Source organism: Corynebacterium sp. LK26 (assembly GCF_014335085.1).
Taxonomy (GTDB): Bacteria; Actinomycetota; Actinomycetes; order Mycobacteriales; family Mycobacteriaceae; genus Corynebacterium; species Corynebacterium jeikeium_D.
On sequence record NZ_PDHB01000001.1, the window covers coordinates 769,572 to 784,109 of the forward strand.

At 57.6% G+C, this 14,538-nt stretch carries 22 protein-coding genes and 3 tRNA genes; 11 read left to right on the top strand and 14 right to left on the bottom strand.

All coding sequences use genetic code 11. The features are described from left to right. Positions 1–8 precede the first annotated feature (8 nt). Genes CRD13_RS03420 through CRD13_RS03445 form a run of 6 tightly spaced genes read right to left on the bottom strand, consistent with a single transcriptional unit; the run spans position 9 to position 1,497 of the window. Positions 9–209: a hypothetical protein gene (locus CRD13_RS03420; RefSeq protein ID WP_187401280.1), complete on the bottom strand. Its 201-nt coding sequence runs from the start codon at positions 207–209 to the stop codon at positions 9–11. Further along, positions 206–400 (bottom strand): hypothetical protein, encoded by a 195-nt coding sequence (locus tag CRD13_RS03425; protein ID WP_187401281.1) that lies wholly within the window; start codon positions 398–400, stop codon positions 206–208. The genes CRD13_RS03420 and CRD13_RS03425 overlap by 4 nt, the downstream gene beginning before the upstream one ends. Further along, complete coding sequence (locus CRD13_RS03430) at positions 397–630, bottom strand: hypothetical protein (protein WP_187401282.1); 234 nt, start codon at positions 628–630, stop codon at positions 397–399. The genes CRD13_RS03425 and CRD13_RS03430 overlap by 4 nt, the downstream gene beginning before the upstream one ends. Beyond that, positions 627–1,079 (bottom strand): hypothetical protein, encoded by a 453-nt coding sequence (locus CRD13_RS03435; protein ID WP_187401283.1) that lies wholly within the window; start codon positions 1,077–1,079, stop codon positions 627–629. The genes CRD13_RS03430 and CRD13_RS03435 overlap by 4 nt, the downstream gene beginning before the upstream one ends. Further along, the gene (locus tag CRD13_RS03440; RefSeq protein ID WP_187401284.1) at positions 1,076–1,291 is read right to left on the bottom strand and encodes a hypothetical protein; all 216 of its coding nucleotides are present in this window, start codon (positions 1,289–1,291) and stop codon (positions 1,076–1,078) included. The genes CRD13_RS03435 and CRD13_RS03440 overlap by 4 nt, the downstream gene beginning before the upstream one ends. Continuing rightward, positions 1,288–1,497 (bottom strand): helix-turn-helix domain-containing protein, encoded by a 210-nt coding sequence (locus tag CRD13_RS03445; RefSeq protein WP_187401285.1) that lies wholly within the window; start codon positions 1,495–1,497, stop codon positions 1,288–1,290. Before CRD13_RS03445 ends, CRD13_RS03440 begins: the two co-directional genes overlap by 4 nt. A 291-nt stretch (positions 1,498–1,788) precedes the next feature. Between CRD13_RS03445 and CRD13_RS03450 the strand changes: the two genes are divergently transcribed. Next, positions 1,789–2,022 carry a hypothetical protein gene (locus tag CRD13_RS03450; RefSeq protein ID WP_187401286.1) on the top strand — a complete coding sequence of 78 codons (234 nt, stop codon included), beginning with the start codon at positions 1,789–1,791 and terminating at the stop codon, positions 2,020–2,022. 189 nt (positions 2,023–2,211) lie between these two features. Here CRD13_RS03450 and CRD13_RS03455 read toward each other — a convergent pair. Both CRD13_RS03455 and CRD13_RS03460 read right to left on the bottom strand, forming a co-directional pair. Next, positions 2,212–2,293: transfer RNA gene (locus CRD13_RS03455), tRNA-OTHER, on the bottom strand. Between the two features lie 220 nt (positions 2,294–2,513). Further along, entirely contained in the window at positions 2,514–2,723 is a 210-nt protein-coding gene (locus CRD13_RS03460) for a helix-turn-helix domain-containing protein (protein ID WP_150963273.1), read from the bottom strand. A 160-nt stretch (positions 2,724–2,883) separates the two neighbouring features. On the opposite strand from CRD13_RS03460, the gene CRD13_RS03465 reads away from it, so the two are divergent. The 4 genes from CRD13_RS03465 (at position 2,884) to CRD13_RS03480 (ending at position 4,984) form a co-directional block, all read left to right on the top strand. Next, on the top strand, positions 2,884–3,315 hold the full coding sequence (locus tag CRD13_RS03465; protein WP_187401287.1) for a hypothetical protein: 432 nt from the start codon (positions 2,884–2,886) through the stop codon (positions 3,313–3,315). Next, on the top strand, positions 3,206–3,697 hold the full coding sequence (locus CRD13_RS03470) for an ImmA/IrrE family metallo-endopeptidase (protein WP_187401288.1): 492 nt from the start codon (positions 3,206–3,208) through the stop codon (positions 3,695–3,697). Before CRD13_RS03465 ends, CRD13_RS03470 begins: the two co-directional genes overlap by 110 nt. Then, positions 3,694–4,482, top strand: a complete 789-nt coding sequence (locus CRD13_RS03475) for a hypothetical protein (protein ID WP_187401289.1) — start codon at positions 3,694–3,696, stop codon at positions 4,480–4,482. Before CRD13_RS03470 ends, CRD13_RS03475 begins: the two co-directional genes overlap by 4 nt. A 343-nt stretch (positions 4,483–4,825) precedes the next feature. Continuing rightward, positions 4,826–4,984: a hypothetical protein gene (locus CRD13_RS03480; RefSeq protein ID WP_187401290.1), complete on the top strand. Its 159-nt coding sequence runs from the start codon at positions 4,826–4,828 to the stop codon at positions 4,982–4,984. Here the strand turns inward: CRD13_RS03480 and CRD13_RS11125 are convergent. Beyond that, positions 4,981–5,172 (bottom strand): hypothetical protein, encoded by a 192-nt coding sequence (locus CRD13_RS11125; protein ID WP_187401291.1) that lies wholly within the window; start codon positions 5,170–5,172, stop codon positions 4,981–4,983. The genes CRD13_RS03480 and CRD13_RS11125 overlap by 4 nt on opposite strands. 43 nt (positions 5,173–5,215) lie before the next feature. Between CRD13_RS11125 and CRD13_RS03490 the strand changes: the two genes are divergently transcribed. Further along, positions 5,216–6,292 (top strand): site-specific integrase, encoded by a 1,077-nt coding sequence (locus CRD13_RS03490; protein ID WP_187401292.1) that lies wholly within the window; start codon positions 5,216–5,218, stop codon positions 6,290–6,292. A gap of 152 nt (positions 6,293–6,444) precedes the next feature. On the opposite strand, the gene CRD13_RS03495 is transcribed toward CRD13_RS03490, so the two are convergent. Next, positions 6,445–7,089, bottom strand: a complete 645-nt coding sequence (locus CRD13_RS03495) for a TetR/AcrR family transcriptional regulator (protein ID WP_016422282.1) — start codon at positions 7,087–7,089, stop codon at positions 6,445–6,447. A gap of 95 nt (positions 7,090–7,184) precedes the next feature. Continuing rightward, on the bottom strand, positions 7,185–7,373 hold the full coding sequence (locus CRD13_RS03500; RefSeq protein WP_042388509.1) for a hypothetical protein: 189 nt from the start codon (positions 7,371–7,373) through the stop codon (positions 7,185–7,187). On the opposite strand from CRD13_RS03500, the gene orn reads away from it, so the two are divergent. Then, positions 7,372–8,025, top strand: coding sequence for an oligoribonuclease (gene orn, locus CRD13_RS03505; RefSeq protein WP_016422281.1), 654 nt, complete (start codon positions 7,372–7,374; stop codon positions 8,023–8,025). The two genes, CRD13_RS03500 and orn, sit on opposite strands and share 2 nt — an antisense overlap. 142 nt (positions 8,026–8,167) lie before the next feature. Beyond that, a tRNA-His gene (locus tag CRD13_RS03510) sits at positions 8,168–8,243 on the top strand. A 273-nt stretch (positions 8,244–8,516) separates the two neighbouring features. On the opposite strand, the gene CRD13_RS03515 is transcribed toward CRD13_RS03510, so the two are convergent. Together CRD13_RS03515 and CRD13_RS03520 are read right to left on the bottom strand one after the other, a co-directional pair. Continuing rightward, on the bottom strand, positions 8,517–9,311 hold the full coding sequence (locus tag CRD13_RS03515; protein WP_049172923.1) for an ABC transporter ATP-binding protein: 795 nt from the start codon (positions 9,309–9,311) through the stop codon (positions 8,517–8,519). 102 nt (positions 9,312–9,413) lie between these two features. Further along, positions 9,414–10,430 carry an FtsX-like permease family protein gene (locus CRD13_RS03520; RefSeq protein ID WP_239272274.1) on the bottom strand — a complete coding sequence of 339 codons (1,017 nt, stop codon included), beginning with the start codon at positions 10,428–10,430 and terminating at the stop codon, positions 9,414–9,416. Between the two features lie 149 nt (positions 10,431–10,579). Here CRD13_RS03520 and CRD13_RS03525 point away from each other — a divergent pair, with 149 nt between their 5' ends. Together CRD13_RS03525 and CRD13_RS03530 are read left to right on the top strand one after the other, a co-directional pair. Further along, entirely contained in the window at positions 10,580–11,785 is a 1,206-nt protein-coding gene (locus tag CRD13_RS03525) for a sensor histidine kinase (protein ID WP_370549563.1), read from the top strand. Positions 11,786–11,846: 61 nt separating this feature from the next. Further along, complete coding sequence (locus CRD13_RS03530) at positions 11,847–12,530, top strand: response regulator transcription factor (protein WP_083276344.1); 684 nt, start codon at positions 11,847–11,849, stop codon at positions 12,528–12,530. A 52-nt stretch (positions 12,531–12,582) separates the two neighbouring features. Here CRD13_RS03530 and CRD13_RS03535 read toward each other — a convergent pair whose 3' ends face one another. Next, positions 12,583–13,752, bottom strand: a complete 1,170-nt coding sequence (locus tag CRD13_RS03535) for an Ig-like domain-containing protein (protein ID WP_187401294.1) — start codon at positions 13,750–13,752, stop codon at positions 12,583–12,585. Between the two features lie 652 nt (positions 13,753–14,404). Here CRD13_RS03535 and CRD13_RS03540 point away from each other — a divergent pair. Next, a tRNA-Lys gene (locus CRD13_RS03540) sits at positions 14,405–14,477 on the top strand. The last annotated feature ends 61 nt before the right edge of the window (positions 14,478–14,538 follow it).

The window sequence follows — 14,538 nt, forward strand, 5'->3', positions numbered from 1 at the left end:
GGCTCCTTTTACAAACTGGTGATAAAAATGACAATCAAAATGGCTGCGACCACTGTGGTCGAGCAGCCGATAGACATAGCGATGTCAGACACGTCGTCTTCGGGATAGTGCCTTCCAGCCGGTGGGCGGACATCGGGGAATTCAGCAGGATTCATATGGATCTCCTGGGATTGGTGCGCCAGGTGCTCCACGTAGGCTTCTTTGCTCACCGGTCACCGCCCCGTGGTTGGTCGGCGTCGATGAGGTCACCACAGATGCGGGTGACGACCTCGGGTAGCACCTGGCGGGCTTCGACAATCCGGCGCACAGTGCCGTGGGAAGACAGTCTTTGGCGGCGCAGCTGCCGGTAATCGCTACGGATCTGCGCGCGCTCGGCATCGGTTAATCGACGGAGCGTCACGGCCTCACCCCATCGTCGAAGCGGTTTAGGACGAGCTCGGTCAGGACAATGGCGTCAGCTGCGCTGATGTCACGCATCTCTTGGTAGACGAAAACGACCTGGTCGGCCAGGGCATTAAGCCGTGCTTTCTCGACCTCCCCCGGGTCGGGTGTGTAGGTGTCTCGTTCTTCCATGAAGTCCGCGGCGGTTGTCGCCGAAATCATTGTCGGCATGTCAGCTGGTGTTCTCATTTGCGCTCCCCGTTTGGGATGAAGGTGACGTAGATGCCGTAGTTTTCGCCGACTCGGAGAGCAGCGTCGAACTTTCCGTCGGGGTGGCGCCATGCGGCTCCGGTCCGCACCTGGTTGTACAGGCGGCATAGTGCCTTGCGTTTTTCTGCGTCGGTCAGGAAGCCGAATTTGTCGGCGATGAGGTCATGTGGCACGCGGATGTACATTCCTGGGTTGTCGCAGAGCTTGTCGGCAAGCAGTTTGAAGTCGCCGGTGAGGGTCTTAAGTTGGCGTTGGCTGCTGGGAAGGCTGTCGAGCAGTTCGAATACGCGGGGCACGGGTCGGCCTTTCTGGTCGGTGATGGAGTATGCGGTGGTGAGTCCGAGGTGGTGTGTGCATTTCCCTTTTGCTGCGGGGAGTCGGTGGCAGCCGGGGATGGCGCAGGTTTTCTGCCGGGTCATGGTTTTCACGAGCACATCACCAGCGCGAGGAAGATGAGGACGCCGAAGGTGATGATGAATGCCCAGAACCAGCGGTCGATTTTCGGTGCGTGTGGTTCGATTCGGCGTGGTCGGCGCGTGTAGAGCTCGAGCAAGTCCGGGCGTTTATCAATCGTGCGCTTATCCGGCACCCGCAGGTCACACGCATCCACCAGGTCAAACAAATCATCATGCTGGCTCATGCTGCATCACCGCCGTAGAACTCCAGGCCGCGGGCAAAAGCGGGCACGCTGGACGCTGGAATCTTCCAACGGCCCCGTCGAGTGCGCTGCGTCGCTCCCGGAATCTCGCGGCGCCGGCAGGCTTCTCGGACGGTTTCTGGGTGACAGTTCGCTGCCTCCGCGAACTCATCCGGAGATAGGTACGTAACCCCTGATAAAGTTTTCATTGCTACCCCTCTCTAGGTAGTAAAAGAAGCCCCCTTTGACCTGCTGCAACCAGGACAAAGGGGGCGGTGGTATTCAAAGATTGGGCTCGGCGCGTGAACTTTACGACTTATTTCTCACTCATCGCGACTGCTGTTCCGGTGCTTCTCGTTGCTGGACTAATGAACCCTGTAATGCTTCGCGAGTATTCAAAAACCCCGAGCCGCGCGAAGAAAGCTAAGAGATATATCGCCTTATCACTGGCGGCCACCGCGGTTTCAATCACTTTGGCGTCGTTGGGTGACGTTGACCCAATGCCTACATGGCTAACGATTACGTTCATCTGCTTTTCCCTCGTTACCGGCGCAGCGCTCGGCTATTCAATCATCGTTATCTACTTCCTGGCGGAGTATGCGCTCGATGAGAACCCGCACCCTGATCGCTTTGAGTTTGAGGAACGCGAGTTGGAACGGAGACAAGCGGAGCTCCGAGCGAAACGCGAGCTCCATACCCGCGATGATTCCAACAACAGCAGCCAAAGCTCCTAGCAACGTATTTCCTCCTTTTACTTTTTGTGGTTTGGTAGGGCGCGCAGCTGTGGCTCGCGTGCTGAAAGGCTTCACGCGGGAAGGTTTCCTCAGCTTCGCTCCACGCTGGCGGGGATGACGGTCCTCAACCCATCCCCCTTGAAAGCAAGGAAAAAGGGGGTTGCCTGGTGGTGACGTTGACGCGCCCAGTGGTCTTGGCGGGAATCGAACCCGCACCCCTTCGCTTCCGTTGTCGAGCCAAAAGGCAAAAGGGGTAACCGGCTTCAAGACCTTGTATTTGTTTCCGCGCTAGCCGTTTCCACGCTCCGGATTGCGTTTACAGAGCGGTTCCGTCGTCTCGGCCTGGTCATGGCAGTGCATAAATCTGCGGACTGCTGGCAGGCGAGTAAGTATCACTAGCGCTGTTCTCTATTTGGTTATTCACACAACATGGTTAGAACATTTGTTCTAATTTTTGGTTATTATTCTTTTGTGAAAAATCTGCAGCACCCCTAGGCAATGGCGGTCGCGGCGCGAATATCCACTACGTCGGCGGCGTCCATAATGCGGATAGCCACGTCCAGGCGGGGCTGCCTACCACTGCGAATGTTCTGAACAGTGCCAAGAGATAACCCCAACTCGCGGGCAAGAGCCTCGTCTGACGGCAAGCTACGCACTGCGCGAATCTTGTCCAGCACTTCTGGGCGAATTCGGTAAGCCAATTTCTTTCTCACCTCCCGGTGTCGCTAATCGCTTACATGACCCATTATGCACACCTAACGCAGATTGCACAACTGGAATTACATAGATGTTTGCTAAGCGCAGGTAGAAGCGTGTTTTTCATATTGCGCAACCCGCCCCCTGTTGTGCATAATGGGACACATGAGCGATCACATAACCTGGTATCAGCTACTCACCGGCGGCGACACAGAACGCGCGGTGGCAACCCGAGCTGGCATCACAACCTCCACACTCAACCGCCAACTCGCAAAGGGCCACCTCGCAGCAGAAAACGTCATTCTTGTCGCGCGCGCATACGGGCAGAACACCGCGACGGCGCTATCAGCCACGGGATACCTCACCCCAGAGGAAGCAGCTAACTCCGACGGCGACATCGCCCAGCTACTCACCGACCGTCAGCTCATCAACGAACTAGCCCGGCGCATTGGAGTCACCTCGGACGAACTCACCTCTGATGACGACAATGTCGTTGATTTCCAATCCGCGCAACCTGATACACATCTCAGGTACGCCGCTAAGCGCGGCAAACCGGAACCGGAGGAAGGAGACGACGATTACGGAGACGGAGCTTGAGCAACTAGCCGAAACCCTAGGCATCACCGTCGAGGACGACCACCACGGGCACCTGCACCCCGGCGACCTCGGCGGCTACGTCCACCACAATCGGCTAATCCTGCTCGACCCCACACTTGGCGCCGTAAACCGGCGCTGCACCCTAGCCCACGAGTTGGCTCACGCAATCCGGGGTGACATTCCCTCCGGTAACCCGCATTTTGACGCCAGAGCAGAGCGCGCGGCAGACCAGATAGCCGCCGAGCTGCTCATCTCCCCCACCGAGTACGCCGCAGCGGAAGCACTATACGGTGCCCACCCGGGCGCTATAGCCCGTGAGCTCGGCGTCACTACCCACCTACTTGCCGTATGGCGAAACACCTACGAAAGGACAGTGTCATGAACTTCGAAGAGGAAGCGCGCTTCGACACCGACATTGAAGGCGAATCCAAGAATTTCGGCTACCTGAAGTCACTCGCGGAATCCAACTTCGCAACTCCAGGAGAGGCTTTCGAAATCATCGCGACACTCACTGTCGACGGCAACAGAATCAACGTGACCCACGACGAGCATCCGCTCGGATACATCGAGCACGCCGCCGAGCTAGCCAGCACCATCGACGGGCCAGCAGACGTTCCAGCGCGTGTTTGGACATGCCACGATTGGGACGATTTCTACGCATCGGTTCGGCTGGACACGGAAGAACTCTTCATCGCGAAGGCAGAATACGACGATTTTCTAATGCACACCTACGGCACAACCACGCCAGATTTGGAAACCACGCAGCGCGTGGCAGCAGCATCGGCAGTTCCCGTGGAGTCCGCGAACTGGGAAGTGCTACTCGCACCGGATGGATCAAAACGCGCGACCCCGTTCCAGCGAGGATTCGTGCGCGGGAAAATTGGGCGCCACTTCCCGAATAATCGCGCGCCACGAATGGACTATCTAACTGTTGGGCAGGCGTATCGCGTGCTCGAGCATTTCCGTGAGGATGCGTCTGCTTTAGAGAAGTCTGGCCGCGGCTCAATGCTGCTGTGGTGGCTTCTCATTTTTCTAATTAACTTTGCGTTCTTACTTTTTAGCTTTTTCGGTTTCGGGCTGGTCTTGTTCGCCATCGAGGCGGTGTTCGTAGTTCACCACTTTGTCACCAGGTCGAAGTTGGAGCCGCCGTTTGGTAAGCGCAGGTAGAAAAAGGGGGCGCTATTAGAGCGCCTTCTTTAGCTTACATGGTTGTCGTTTCCTGGATGGAACTTTGGTTTTACGACTTGACGCATAACGCCCTAGGGCGTTATAATGGTTATAGTGCAGGTGAGAGATGCACAACCAAAAAGAAAATAGTGAAGGGAGAGTGATGTTAAGCCCAGAACTAATCCTCGGAATCATCACGGTCATCCTCCAAACCATCCAGGTTTGGCAGAACCGGAAACCGAGATACAAGGGTAAACACCGCAAATAACCCCGGGCGCTGGGTACCCAAATTACCCAGCCCCTCGGGGCCTCCCTTTCACAGTACCTCGAAAGGAGCAGTGCCATGAAAAATCCATGGCGCACAATCAGCGCTATCGCCGCGCTCGTCGTAGCCGGAATCTACGCCACCACGCCAAACCCGATATGGGCTCTCATTGTGGCCATCACGCTACTTGCCCTCTACAACCTCTACACAGCACAAATCAGAGACAGGGAATCCTAATGCGCCCCACCATCATCGACACCGATACCGGCCGTGAACTCTGGCGCGTCACAGACTGCGCCACCCACGTCGGCATCACGCCACGCACCTGGACAAACTATGTAGCCAACCACCGCACCCCAGAACCAGTCGCACACCTCGACGGCAGAACACCACTCTGGGACGCCGAAGAAATCAAAACCTGGCACCAAAACCGCCCAGGCTCACCCGTCAAAAACCACCCCACCAGCCATGGCAAGCATTAAAAAATACAAGAAATCACGCGGTTATGGGTGGCGGGTGCAGTACCGCGCACCAGACGGCACCAGCCGCACCAAACAAGGCTTCCGCACCAAAGACGAAGCACAAGCATGGGCTGCAGCCAATACGATCAACATCGGCCGTGGCACCTGGTCACCGGAAACTGAGCGGCGTCGCACCGTGAAAGACCTCGGCACCTCATGGCTGGCGGCGCAGACGCATCTCAAACCGTCGACGTATCGCACCACTGAATCCACATGGCGAGTGCATGTGGAGCCGTACTGGGGTGGGTGGCAGATTGGCCGGATTAAACGATCAGACGTGCAGACCTGGCTGGCCGAGTTCAGCGCTGGCGCGTCGACGGTAAGGAAGGCGCACGCTTGTCTCGCGCAGGTTCTCGATGTCGCTGTTGGTGACGGGGTGCTGGCCTCTAATCCGGCGCGCGGTGTGCGCCTGCCGCGTAAACCGAAGGCGAAAAAGGTGTACCTGACCGCCGAGCAGGTCAAGACCCTAGCCAAAGACTCCAAACGTCCTGAGCTCATCTGGCTGCTCGCAACCACCGGTCTGCGGTGGGGCGAAGCGGCAGCGCTGCGAGTTCGTGACGTCAACGTTCTGCGCGGCCGTGTACACGTGGAGCGCAATGCCGTCACCGTCGGCAGCAAAGTCATTATCGGCACACCGAAAACACACGAGCAGCGCACGGTAGCAGTGCCGAAAAAGGTCATGGCCATGCTAAAGCCGCTACTGAAGGATAAGCTGCCGGATGCGCTGTTGTGGCCTGCGCGTGACGGTGGGCCACTGCCGACACCGTCGAAGCCGGATTGGTACTACGGCAACCTTGAACGCGTAATGAAGGCGAATAAGGGGTTTCCGTATGTGACGCCTCATGGTCTGCGGCATGTGGCGGCGGGGTTGATGGTGGGGTCTGGTGCGTCGGTGAAGGTTGTGCAGTCGCAGTTGGGGCATGCGAGCGCGGTAATGACTCTTGATACGTATGCAGATCTTTTTGATGGTGATTTGGATGCGGTAGCTGATGTGCTGGATAAGCAGCTGCGTGGGGTGGTCTAGTTCAGGTGTCGTGGGAATGTCGTGGGGTGGCGCCTATTTGCCCTGTTCATGCTGGTAGTTGGGGTTTTCCGGGTGGGTTCGAATCCTTCTGGGGGCGCAAAAATAACCCGCCTGAACTGGTTTTATACCAGATGCAGGCGGGTTTTTACTTCTTAGTTCTTCTTGTTATCCGCAGGATCCGGGCGCAAGTAGCGGTCAACCATGTCGACGACCTCTTCGACAGATTCCTTGTCTAGCGTCGCGTCCTTGCCATCCGGGCGCCACACCAGCACCATCGTCTGAATCAGACGGTAAATGTTGCGCGCCAGCAGATATGGATCGTGCTCGCGAATAGTGCCGTCTTCCTGCCCGTGACGGACACCGGGGAGAATGAATTTCTCCACAATTTCCAGCTGTGTATCGCTCATCTCTCCAGTGAGCGCTTCTAAGACACGGTCGGGATCTGTCTTGACCAGGCCAGGGAAAAAGTCACTTTCGATGATGCGTTGAACGACGATTCGAATACGCAGCAACATGCGAGCGCGCGAATCGCCAGGGACATAGCGGAGCCCCTCAAGCATGTGCAGGATTTCGCGGTTGGTCACTTCCCCCAGAAGCTCACCAATGTCAGCGTATCGACGATATACGGTCGGACGCGAAACTCCTGCCTTGCGAGCAATTTCTGCAATCGAAGTCCTACGCAAGCCCACAGTCATTACGCTTTCGCGCGCAGCGGCAATGATGACATCATCGACGGATGGTTTCTGTGCCGCGGTGGTGCTTTGAGCAGCGTCGCCAACACGCCTCGTCTCATCCATGTAACTATTTCTCCCGTTGGAATCCGAACTCAGAAGTAATTTTATCAGGCAAATAGGTCGATTTAGTTCATGCCCCGTTGTCCAATTCTAAGATCTTACTTTCCAGTTAATTTCGTTTCCCCCACAATTCGCTCCACAAACCACACGGCAATCCACACGCCCGACCACAGCACAATCCACATCGCTAAGCTGGGCGTAGTCAGCGTGTGCCCCACAGCCCAGTCCGGGCACAAAATAAGGCGCACTGCAGAATCATGCCGAATCTCAGCGAAAGGTGAAATCATGGCTCAGCCCGATCCCGACCTCCAGCTCTCCCCTGAGCTCGACCGCATCGTGTGGATTGACTGTGAGATGACGGGCCTCGAACCCGAGCGCCACGTCATTGTCGAAATCGCGGCTCTCGTCACCGATGCCAACCTCAACGTCCTCGGGGAAGGCGTGGACATCGTCGTGCACGCGTCCGAGACCGAATTGGCGCAGATGGATGATTTCGTCACCAAGATGCATGCGAAGTCCGGCCTGGATCAGGAAATTCGCGACAGCAAGACTAATGTCGCCGACGCCGAACAGGCTGTTTTGGACTACATCCGTCAGTGGGTTCCCGAGCCGCGCACCGCCCCACTGGCAGGCAACTCGATTGCCTCCGACCGCAAGTTCATCCACCGCTACATGCCAGAGCTCGACCAGCACCTGCACTACCGCATGATTGATGTCTCTTCCTTCAAGGAACTTGCCCGCCGCTGGTACCCCCAGGTCCTCAAGGGCGCTCCAGAAAAGGGTCTCGCTCACCGAGCTCTTGCAGATATCAAGGAGTCGATCCGCGAGCTGGACTACTACCGCCGCGCCATGCTTCTGCCCCACCCCGGCCCCGAAGGCGACGCTATTTCTGCCGCAAGCAAGGAATCGACGGAAAAGTACGGTGAGATTCGCGGCTAGCTCGCTTTACGACGACCCAAACCCCACCCTTTCCCAAATTTATCCGGGTTGACCTGCTGTTTTTGTTTCCAGCCCACTGTGGGCTACCATATAGTTCGCTGCAGAGATGAGCTGAGAATACAGCTCCTTTAATGCGGTAATGGTGACTGTAGTTCAGTTGGTAGAGCACCAGGTTGTGATCCTGGGTGTCGCGGGTTCGAGTCCCGTCAGTCACCCCAAGTAGAACCCTCGGCCAGGTTTTTCCGGGCCGAGGGTTTTTGTGTTTCCGCCTTAGCAACTGCGTTTATGGTTGGCGGCGGCGGGCCAATCCAAGTTACTGACTGCGTTTATGACAAAAATGGCCCGAAAAATAGCCCGAAAGTGTCATAAACTCACACAGTTTCACATTTGCAGCCCGTAATTTCTGGGGTTAAAGGCCAAAAATGTGAGCCTTTCCGGCGGCGTGGTTATCTGACCCAGCCTTTTCGATGCCGCCTCCTCCCCCATAGTCACTACCGAGTAGCCACCAAGCCTGCATCCGCGGACTGCAGCTTGCCGTCAACCATCTCCACGATTCGGTCGGCACCGTGGAGCTGCCCCAGGTCGTGGGTGATGTACAGGGTGGCCACACCCATCTTCCGCGTCACATCCATAATCAGTCGCGTCACCGCCCCTGCACTCTTCTGATCCAAAGCCGCGGTCGGTTCGTCGACTAGCAGCACTTCCGGCTCATTCATCAGTGCGCGCGCAACATTGACGCGCGCCTGCTGACCACCGGAAAGCTGGCTCACGCGACGTTCTCCCAGCCCAGCCAGTCCGACTGCCTCTAGCAGCTCATCCGCGCGCTTCTCCGCTTCACGACGGCCACCCGCGGGCCACCCGAAAACACGGCCCAGTCGCCGCATTGCGATGAGCTGCTGCTTAACCGTCAGCGCTGGCAGAAGATTCGGCTGCTGGAAAACAATACCGATGTGTTCGCGACGAATCTTGGCAGCATCCGCGCCGCGAGCGCTCAAATCAATGGCCTTCCTTTCCGCACTCTCGTCCGCGCCTGCACCGTTCGCGTCCTGTTTGTTGGAGTACAGCGTGACATGTCCGGTATCGGCACTCTTCAAACAACCTGCGATGGTCAACAGAGTCGACTTGCCGGAACCCGATGGTCCGACCAGTCCCACTACCTCGCCTGCCCGGATCTTCAGCGAGATGTCATCCAAAATGGTGCGTTTGTTGTCGCCATCTTGGACGGTCAGCGAGATGTTCTTTAGAGCGAGTGCCACGGGAGCCTGGTTGTCGATGTAGGTAGTCATTTTGTCCTCAATTCCTCAATTCCTCAGTTGCAGGTTGTGCATGATTAACGCGATGTGAGTGTTCTGTGGGAAGCCGCCGTGCTAGGCCGTACTAACGAGCCACTACGCATTCGCCAATGCGGTGGTCGGATCGACGCGGAATACCGGCACCAGTGCCAGCAGCGCACCAACTACGCCGGTCACGGCCAGAATGAGCCCCGGTACGACGGTCGTGGAAGCATCGACCACAATTGGCATGACGTCGCCGCTCTGCAGAGCCCAGCCCGCCGCTGCAGTCACCGCAACACCGCCGCCGACTCCGATTGCCAGCACGGCCAGGACCTGCGCCAGAGAGTCAGCCACCAGCACGGAGCGGGACGCACCGAGCGCCGAGGAAATGGCCACACCACGCAGTCGTTGAACAGTCCACACGGTGAAGAACGCGCCTACCACCAGCGCAGAAATCACATACAGCATCGAGGTCATCGCGTTCAGCGAAGTCTGCTCACCCTGGTAGGAAGCCGACAGGTTATTGCGCTCGCCGTCGCGCAGAATGGTTCCTTCCGGGACATTCGGCAGCTGCGCCGCGGACTCGTCGACAACCATCGCCGCTGGCACCATCTGCCCCGGCGTCAGGTCTTCCATCACGCCGCGCCCGGCATAAATGACCGCTTGGTGATCCAGCCACTTATCCCCCGCCACGCGCGCAACGGTGGTCTCGTGCTCGCCCATCGCGCCAGACAGGGTCAGCGAGTCACCTTCCGCAATGGCGGTTTCACTGACGCCGTCGGTGACGGCCACCTGGTCGTCGTTAAGCGAAAAGTCGGAGATGACGGTGACGGGCGTTTCATCGACGCGCGCACGACTGACGTAGACATCGCGGATGGTGGCGTTGTTATCGTTCGCCCACGTCTGGACGCTCTTTCGCGCCGTCTCGCCGATACTTGACGACGACAGCGACGTGGCCCCCTCCGAGATGACGACGGCGTCGTTTTTGTCGTAGACCTCGTCCAGTGCGGAGACGGACTGGGCGGACAGGCCGGCGGCCAAAGCCGAGAGGAACGTGACCATCACAGCAATCATCCCGACGGTGATGGTGATCAGTGCGGCACGGCCTGGAGCGGCTCGAAGTTCTTTCATTGACTGGTACATACTCATTATGGTCGTGGATTCAAAGGCGGATTTAATCGCCATGGAGGTTGAACTTCGTCTCCAACTTTCGGTTGATGTTGACAATTCCGGCTCGTCAGCGGTGTTTTGGCAGGCGGAACTGCCCTAAGCTCGAGAGCGTGGATACTCCTGAGACCCTGAACCGCAGCTGGCAATTACTGCGGTTTGCCCTGGATGTTTTGGTGCTGGTGCTGCTGGCGGTATGCGTGGTTCCGGATCCGCAGTGGCGAATCATCACCTATGCGGCGTGTTTTCTAGCGGTGTACATCGCAGGTTCGGTCGGGCCGATTGGTCGGGCTCGGCATGACAACGTAGCCAACGAGGTCGCGCTGACTAAGCCGCGTGGCCTGCTGTTGGGCTGGCTTGTGATTCTGCTGCTGTGCTGGGCGGCAATGTCGTTTGCGACGCTGGATGCCTCTTTCCTGGTCTTCCCGCTGTTTTTCGTAATTCTGCAGGTCACCGGTGGCCTAATGGCCGTGGTTATGGTGGTGGCAACGACGGCGACGGCAATTGGCGCCATCGCTATCCATACTCCGCTAACATTTGGTGGTGTCCTCGGCCCCATTCTGGGTGGGACGTTTGTACTCACGGTGGGGCTGGGGTTCCGGCTCCTGCAGAAGGAGACTATCGAAAAGACCAAGGCGCTGGAGGAGCTCTCAGCTGCCCGCGCCCACTCGGAAGCACTGTCCCGTCGTGCCGGTGAGCTGGACGAACGCGCACGCCTCGCAGCCGATATTCATGACACCGTGGCGCAGGGGCTTTCCTCCATCCAGCTGCTGCTGCATTCGGTGGAGTCCCGCATGAAAAGTGCTCCCACTCAGCATGACCAGACCTCGGTGGATTCGCTACAGCTCGCCCGCAAGGTTGCGGCCGACAATCTCGCCGAGACCCGGCGCATCATCGCAGCACTTCAGCCGGCTCCCCTCGAAGGCGCAGACCTATCCGGTGCGTTGGAGAAAGTCTGCTCCTCCACGGTGCTGGGCGATGCTGTCAGCTTCTGCGTCGACGGCACACCCACGCGGCTGCCGGCCACCGTCGAAGCAACCATCATCAGGGTGGCCCAGGCGAGCTTGGCGAACGTCGTCAAGCATGCACACGCCACGCGTTGCCGTGTCACCCTGACCTACCAGCCCGACGAGATTCTGCTCGACTGCGTCGACAACGGCATCGGCTTCGACCCCACCGCACCAACTAACGACGACAGCGTGGGGATCGCCAACGCGCGCCGACGCGTGGAGAAGCTCGGCGGCACCTTCACCATCGAGTCGGAACCGGGGCGTGGCTGCGGTGTCAGCGTCAGCATCCCGCACGAGCTCGCCTCTTAAAGTCCCGCGCCTGGTATGCAGGTAGGAAACGACCATTCACATCACCCGAGGAGTTAGCCAGGTGACCAAGCCCATCGGAGTCCTCATCGCCGACGATCACCCCATCGTCCGCGCTGGTCTTCGCGCAGTCGTTGAATCGGCGCCGGATATCGTCGTGGTTGGCGAGGCGGCCAGCGGCGACGAGGCGGTCGAGAAGGTGCGCGCATCGCTTGACGACGACTCTTGCGACCACATCGATCTGGTACTCATGGACCTTCGCTTTGGTGAGGCCCCTGGCACTGCTACCCGCGCAGGCGGAGTTGATGCCACCGCAGCCATCCGCGCACTGGCCGGGCGCGGCGCAAAGGCCCCAGAAGTGTTGGTGGTGACCAATTATTCTTCGGACTCCGATGTGCTCGGCGCTGTCACCGCAGGCGCAGTTGGTTATCTGCTGAAGGATGCCGCTCCGGAGGAGCTCATCGATGGTATCCGTCGTGCCGTTCGCGGCGAGACCGTGCTGAACACACAAGTGGCCGGGCGCTTGATGGGGCGGATGCGCAACCCCAATACAGCACTAACCCCGCGCGAACTCGAAGTGCTCGAGTTGGTCGCGCGGGGTATGTCGAATAGAAAAATTGCAGAACAGCTGGTGCTCACCGAAGCGACTGTGAAATCGCATCTGGTACATATTTTCACCAAGCTAGGCGTCAGCTCCCGCACCGCGGCTGTTGCTCGCGCGCAGGAGCTGGGAATGTTGGGTGATTAGGAACGGACTAACCCGTATGACTTAAGTGATGGCCTCACTAAGAGGACATGAGCTACCAGGAGCTGGTCTCGTCGGCGTTGCCCTTCTTCCAGGTCTCCCACGGGATGTTCCAGTCACCGAGTCCATCAACACCGGAGAGCGTCTCACCAATCGTATTCTTCACGATCACGATGTCACCGCGCTTAGTGTTGTCCAGGAACCACTTAGCGTTAGCATCAGTGACGTTGATGCAGCCGTGAGACTGGTTGACGCTGCCCTGTGCCCACGTTGACCACGGTGCACCGTGGACGTAGATGCCGGAGTAGGACATCTGCGTTGCGTAGTTAACCGGCGTGACGTAGCCACCGTTTTCCAGAGACAGGCCGTAGGTACGGGAGTCCATCACCATGGTCTCGTTGCGATCACCGATGATGTACTGGCCATTCGGAGTCGGGTGAACATTCGACCCCATAGAGATAGGCATGGAGTTTACGACTTCACCGTTCTTCTTAATGACCATGGTCTTCGTCGCATCATCAGCGATAGCAATGACTTCATCACCGATAGTGAAGCTGGTTTCGGCGGACTCCGCACCGTACATATCGTCACCAAGATCCGTGCCGTAAATATCGGACTTCACGGTAACCTTGGTCCCCGGCTTCCAGTACTCCTTTGGACGCCAGCGCACCTCACTGTTATTCAGCCAGTAGAAAGCGCCTTCCACCTTAGGCTCGGTGGTCACCTTAATTGCTTCCTCAGCAGCCTTGCGGTCCGAAATACTCGCGCTGAACTCCACAGCAATAGTCTGACCGACACCCACGGTGGAACCATCCAGCGGGGACAGGTAACCATTTACCTGAGAAATCGGCTCGATGGTGGTGAAAGAAGTAGCCAGCTTTTCTGTGCCCGAGGTGGCGTTAATCTCATAGGTCTTTGAGTAGCCCAGGGGTTCTGCAGTGGTCCACTTGGTACCACTGGAGTCGAGCTTGCCCTTGACCTCTTTGCCCTCAGGGTTGGTCATAACAACCTTGTCCAGGCGATGTCCCTCTTCCACCTGAACCGAAATCGGGTCAACCACCGAAACATCGGTGGCGTCGTCCTTCACACTGGCGACAAGACCAACGTCTGGCTTCTCCGCCTCTTGCTGCTCGGCATTATCTCCGCCGACGGTACAAGCAGCTAGCGAGATGGTGGTCGCAAATGTCACCACCGCCATCGACAGGCGCTTAAAAGATTGCCGCATGATCGTGCTTCACTCCAACAGTGCAATTATTAAGTAGTAAGTCCCGGGGACACACTGCGACACACAGCGGAGTCCTGCTACAGCCCCTGGTGCGCCCTCGAAAAAGGTCAGACTACCCTGCAGCGGCACTAGCCACCGATAAAACGCTCGCCCTAACTGAAAAGCCTTATTGACTGCCCAATCGCAGTCATCAACCCCTCACAGGGCGCAGCACGCAAAGTAGCCCAACGGTTCCTACAGTTAACCCTCTGGAAAATTGCTGTGCAACCCCAAAAAACCGGGGCACTTCAACCGACCTGGGAAAACAGCGCCCCCTTGAAGCTGCGTTACCGAAAAGTAATCAGTTCGCTATTCAAAAGTGCCACCGGACGCTTCCGGACGTTACTGAACACTGTCGAACGTAACTCCGACATCTATGCACACTCCCAACGTCGATGGCATTGATACAGGCCCTACCCCACTTTGAGGATTTCCAAACTTTTTTTGAACTTTTTTCAAACGGTTGCGCAAAACCTTTCAAAAAACATGCAAAAACACCGACCAAAAAACAGGGCCTGACCAGCCGATTTTACAAACAATCAGAAACCTGGTTATATATCTTCTCGTTGCCGGCGAGGAGCTCACACAGAGAGCACCAAGCAGGAAACAGTAAGCGCCATTAGCTCAACTGGCAGAGCAGCTGACTCTTAATCAGCGGGTTCGGGGTTCGAGTCCCTGATGGCGCACAATACAGACCGGGAAGGTAGAAATACCCTCCCGGTCTTTTTGTTGCACAACAAGCGCAGG

Coding starts and splice junctions, on each gene's coding strand:
- CRD13_RS03450 (WP_187401286.1), top strand. CDS start 1,789: ATGCCTACATGGCTAACGATTACGTTCATCTGCTTTTCCCTCGTTACC.
- CRD13_RS03520 (WP_239272274.1), bottom strand. CDS start 10,430: ATGAAAGAACTTCGAGCCGCTCCAGGCCGTGCCGCACTGATCACCATC.
- CRD13_RS03465 (WP_187401287.1), top strand. CDS start 2,884: ATGAGCGATCACATAACCTGGTATCAGCTACTCACCGGCGGCGACACA.
- CRD13_RS03440 (WP_187401284.1), bottom strand. CDS start 1,291: ATGAGCCAGCATGATGATTTGTTTGACCTGGTGGATGCGTGTGACCTG.
- CRD13_RS03515 (WP_049172923.1), bottom strand. CDS start 9,311: ATGACTACCTACATCGACAACCAGGCTCCCGTGGCACTCGCTCTAAAG.
- CRD13_RS03495 (WP_016422282.1), bottom strand. CDS start 7,089: ATGGATGAGACGAGGCGTGTTGGCGACGCTGCTCAAAGCACCACCGCG.
- CRD13_RS03500 (WP_042388509.1), bottom strand. CDS start 7,373: ATGATTTCACCTTTCGCTGAGATTCGGCATGATTCTGCAGTGCGCCTT.
- CRD13_RS03470 (WP_187401288.1), top strand. CDS start 3,206: ATGTCGTTGATTTCCAATCCGCGCAACCTGATACACATCTCAGGTACG.
- CRD13_RS03490 (WP_187401292.1), top strand. CDS start 5,216: ATGGCAAGCATTAAAAAATACAAGAAATCACGCGGTTATGGGTGGCGG.
- CRD13_RS03535 (WP_187401294.1), bottom strand. CDS start 13,752: ATGCGGCAATCTTTTAAGCGCCTGTCGATGGCGGTGGTGACATTTGCG.
- orn (WP_016422281.1), top strand. CDS start 7,372: ATGGCTCAGCCCGATCCCGACCTCCAGCTCTCCCCTGAGCTCGACCGC.
- CRD13_RS03480 (WP_187401290.1), top strand. CDS start 4,826: ATGAAAAATCCATGGCGCACAATCAGCGCTATCGCCGCGCTCGTCGTA.
- CRD13_RS03445 (WP_187401285.1), bottom strand. CDS start 1,497: ATGAAAACTTTATCAGGGGTTACGTACCTATCTCCGGATGAGTTCGCG.
- CRD13_RS03475 (WP_187401289.1), top strand. CDS start 3,694: ATGAACTTCGAAGAGGAAGCGCGCTTCGACACCGACATTGAAGGCGAA.
- CRD13_RS03430 (WP_187401282.1), bottom strand. CDS start 630: ATGAGAACACCAGCTGACATGCCGACAATGATTTCGGCGACAACCGCC.